1 protein-coding gene and 1 pseudogene are annotated in these 3,848 nt (G+C 58.1%); both read left to right on the top strand.

Features of this window, described 5'->3' with window-relative positions; all coding sequences use genetic code 11:
* A partial coding sequence (locus ABY403_RS14295) for a calcium-binding protein (RefSeq protein ID WP_372841496.1) occupies nucleotides 1-3,427 on the top strand: 3,427 nt, incomplete at its 5' end.
* Nucleotides 3,428-3,632: 205 nt separating this feature from the next.
* A pseudogene (locus ABY403_RS14290) lies at nucleotides 3,633-3,848 on the top strand (type I secretion system permease/ATPase); the annotation flags it as partial.

Below are 3,848 nucleotides of genomic sequence, written 5' to 3'. Positions count from 1 at the left end.
CCAGTATGCGATCGACCGCCAAACTGCTTCGGTAGAGATCAATCCCGATACGGGCCTCGTCTTTGAAAACCTTGCAGAGCAGAACCAATACGACGATGCCAAATACTATCTTTGGCATGGCGATTTGCAGACCTATCCATCGGGCATGAATGACCGCCCCGAAGAGTTCGCGCAAAAGTTGCGCGACTCACTGCCGTTGGTGAACACCTTGCGACTGCCGTTCAACGAAAACAGCTTCAACGCTGACGGCTCGCTGCATGAACAATACGAACGCTTCCTGACCGCCGCAGCAGCCGAAGGGTTCGAGATCGTTTTTGTTTACATGGGGGGCACAGAACAGCGGTTGGGCAGCGATGGCGATATGGACGCCAGCGCGATCTACAGCGGTCTGGAAGCCAATCTGGGCACAGTCGAAGGCGCGTGGACATCGCTTCTGGATTGGCTTGATGCCAACAGCAGCGTGCAGGCGGCAACCACCGGGTATGAACTAATCAGCGAGCCCGCATCCTATCAGCGTGGGGCCGATCTGGCCGCAGCCGATCCGGACCTCGCCAACAGCTTTTTTGCGCTATACGCCGAAAATATCGCCGCCTTGTCGGATCTGGTGCAGGCCCGCGCCGATGGTAACATTCTGGTCGGCGGCTGGGGCTATTCGGCGCAATTCGATATTCTCGATCAGACTTTGGTCGATGGTGTCTCGGTTCTCGACCTGATCCGCGCATCGGTTGGCGAAGATCTGGTCTGGTCGGCGCATCTTTATCCCGGTTGGCTTGGCACGGGCAGCGTTGCCGATGCCGATGGCGTCAAGGAAATCCTCAGCGCGGTCTACGCATCTGTCTTGGGCGACAATCTTTTGGTGACCGAGACTAACGCCCTTGGTGGTGCGGTTGACAACTACATCTATGAGGAAGGCAGCGCCTATCACAATGCGGCCTATCTGATGGCGCGCGCCTACGACTGGTTCGCAGATAATGGCGTCGGCGCTGCGTGGTTTCCCGCTGGTATCCAGACACCTTCGACGCTGGTCAACGCCATCAACCGTGGTGCCGTGCGCTTTCCAAACCCGGATTCCACAGCGCATGCCATGAATCTGTATTCTTTGGACGAGACACCGGCCGAATATGACGGCGCGGCCTCGCTTGAGGTCGTGGTTCCGGCACGTCTGTTTTATTCGGATTACACCGCCAGCGGTGTGGATTCGGCCTATTACACGGGGCTTTTGACCTTTTCGTTCGGTTTTGGCGGCAACGATCTGTTGTTGGGCGATGACATAAACGACGCCGACCCAAGATGGGCAGTTGCGAACGATCTGATGTATGGCGGTACCGGTGACGACACCCTTTTTGGCGGCGCGGGCGAAGACTATCTGTTCGGCCAGCAAGGCAACGATCTGCTTGTCGCCGCCAGCGGCACCAATTTCCTGTTTGGCGGCACCGGAAATGACGTGCTGATCGGCGGGACCGACTTTGATCAGATGGAAGGTGGCGACGGACAGGATCACTTTGACGTATCTGCCGGCGGCAACGACATCATCATCGATTTCGCGCCGGAACTTGGCGAAACGATCAAACTCGGCGCAGAGTTTGCCGATTTCAATGCCCTGATGCAGCGCGTCAGCGCCGTTGACGCAGATCTTGACGGTACAGTTGACGACACGCAGATCCTGCGCGCCGACGGATCAACCATCACCATCCTCAACCTTATGCCCACCGACATCGCGCCCGGCGATTTCTTGCTTGAAACAGCCGGTATCCTTGACGGAACGGTGGGTAATGACCTTATCAACGCACTCTTTGCCGACGCGCAGGGCGACCAGATCGGCGATGGTGATGATCTGATCTACCTCGGGGGCGGCGACGACACGCTCTATGACGGTCTGGGCAACGACACGATTTACGGCGGCACCGGGAACGATCAGATCTTTGGGTCAAAAGGGCAGAACCTGATCTTTGGTGGCCACGGCAACGATACGATCTCGACCGGCCAACACTCCAGCCAACTTTTCGGGGGCGAGGGCGACGACGTTTTGCGCGCGCAGTTCAGAGCAAACGCCCATCACCTGCTGAACGGCGGCAATGGTGCGGATACGTTCGAGTTTGTCGGCACCCAGTTTGACGGCACCTCGCACAGCGTGATCGAGGATTTCACGCTCGGCACCGACCGCCTTGTCATCAACGGACAAGAGATAGACCTTGCCGCGGCGGCCCCGCTTGGCATCACCATCAGCGAAATCGAGGGCAGCACCGTTCTGTCACTTGGTCCCGCAACCGACATCACTTTGCGCGACGTGCTGCGGCCCTTGGCCAATGGCCAAGTTGACGGAACCTTGCAAGACGACAAGATCGATCAGTCCTACGCCGATCGCGGCGCAGAAAGCGCCACCGATGCCGACGATCTGATTCACGGCTGGGCCGGGAATGACAACATTCTGTCCGGTCGGGGCAACGATACCATCTACGGCGACAGCGGCGATGATGTGATCAACGGCTACAAGGGCAACAACCTGATCTACGGCGGCGAGGGCAACGATACGTTGATCACGGGCGATCGATCGAGCACGCTCAACGGCGGTGCCGGCGACGATTGGCTGATTGCCTATTTCAACAAGAACTCCAACCATGTTCTGACCGGCGGCGAAGGCGCTGACACATTCGATTTCACCGCACCCGCGCTGGACCGCAGGGCAGATGCGACAATCGTCGATTTCGAGTTCGAGCAAGACACATTGCGCATCGACGGGGTGAATATCGACCTTGCCAATCTTCCCGCCGGCTACACGCTGGTTGAAGACAACGGCAATCTGGTGCTGCACCTTGGCGATGATGACACGATCACCCTGCTTAACGGCACGATGACGCTGCCCAACGGCGCGGTTGACGGCACGATGGGCAGTGACAACATCCGCGTAGGCTATGCCGATCGTGGCGGCGAAACTGCAAGCGACCAAGGCAGCCTCATCCACGGTTGGGCGGGCAACGATACGATCATCGCCGGTCGTGGCAACGATACGGTTTACGGTGGCAGCGGCGACGATGTGATCAATGGCTACAAGGGCAGCAACCTGCTCTACGGCGGCGACGGCAATGATTCACTGACCACGGGCGATCAGACAAGCACGCTCGACGGTGGCGCGGGCGACGATTGGCTCTACGCCTATATCTCCAAGAACACCGCCCATGTTCTGACCGGTGGCAGCGGTACCGATACGTTCGAGTTTACCGCCACCCGTGCCGGGCGCTCATCCCACTCTGTCATCACGGACTTCGAGGTCGGGGTTGATCATCTGATCTTTGCGGGCAAGCAAATCGACCTAGGCGCTCTGCCCGCAGGCTTGACGCTCAGCGATGTCGAGGGGGCGTTGACTTTGCATCTGACCGCTAACGACACCATCACCTTCCAAGGGATAACGACCCTTGATCTAGTCTGACGGGTGCGGCGAAGGAAACGGCAATGGTTTTAGCGTCAGCGCAGGCATTTGGATCAACTGCGCTGACACCACAGAATCGTTGCCGATGTGCAATGCAGACCTTATGCCGAATAGGCTTCCATCGGCTTTTTCAGGCTTTTGCTTTGGGCTGTGAGTGCAAGAACATGTGGTTTTTAAGAAATGGCTTTGCCAAGTGGTTGGGTAGATGAGCGCACGCGGGCATGACCGGGGTGCGGCCGAATTGCGCCGGGCGCTTGGGGCCTCTTTCTGGTCGATTGCGGCGGTTTTGCTGTTCGGTGTTTTTGTAAACCTGCTGCTGCTGACCGGGCCGCTTTACATGCTGCAAGTCTATGACCGCGTGCTGGGTAGCCGGTCTGAAGCGACCTTGGTTGCGCTGACCGCACTGGTGGCTTTCCTGTTT

This window comes from Phaeovulum sp., from assembly GCF_041596715.1.
Classification (GTDB): domain Bacteria; phylum Pseudomonadota; class Alphaproteobacteria; order Rhodobacterales; family Rhodobacteraceae; genus UBA6213.
The sequence above is the reverse complement of the archived record's forward strand: the minus strand, read 5'-3'. Positions and strand labels throughout refer to the sequence as shown.